This is a genomic window from Caulobacter sp. (assembly GCF_017744445.1).
In the GTDB taxonomy this organism is placed as follows: Bacteria; Pseudomonadota; Alphaproteobacteria; order Caulobacterales; family Caulobacteraceae; genus Caulobacter.
Genome location: NZ_JAGIBH010000123.1, coordinates 1 through 590, shown reverse-complemented (window position 1 = coordinate 590; position 590 = coordinate 1). Strand labels below are relative to the sequence as shown.

The window sequence follows — 590 nt, the reverse complement described above, 5'->3', positions numbered from 1 at the left end:
GGCCACCTCGGATCAGAGCAGCGACGATCCGCTGGCCGTCTGCCTGATCGCCGCCGGGCTCGAGGTGTATCGCGGGCCGTTGGACGACGTGCTGGCCCGCTTTATCGGCGCGATCGACGCCTTCGGACCGGTCCGCACGGTGGTGCGCCTCACCGCCGACTGTCCGCTGGCCGATCCGGACCTGATCGACCGGACCCTGGCGCTGCACGAGCGCTCCGGCGCCGACTACACCTCCAACACGCCGGCCCGGCGCAGCTTCCCCAAGGGGTTGGACGTCGAGGTCTTCGAATCCGTGGCCCTGAAGATCGCCGCCGACGAGACCCGCGATCCCTATGACCACGAACACGTCACGCCGTTCCTGTACCGCCACCCCAGCCGCTTCAAGATCGAGGGCCTGGAGCAGGCCGCCGACGAGGGCGATGTCCGGTGGACGGTGGATCGGCCCGACGATCTGGACTTCGTCCGCGCGGTGTACGATGGACTCTACACCGCCAAGCCGGCCTTCACGTCGGACGATGTCCGCGCCTTCGTGAAAAGCCGGCCGGACCTGGCGAATCTGGGAGGAGATCGCCGCGTATGACCCCCAAAGC

1 protein-coding gene is annotated in these 590 nt (G+C 68.5%); it reads left to right on the top strand.

Going from position 1 to position 590, the window contains the following annotated elements; translation table 11 throughout:
• The coding region (locus J7528_RS23995; protein ID WP_291879877.1) for a flagellin modification protein FlmC at positions 1 to 580 on the top strand (580 nt) is incomplete at its 5' end.
• Between the last annotated feature and the right edge of the window lie 10 nt (positions 581 to 590).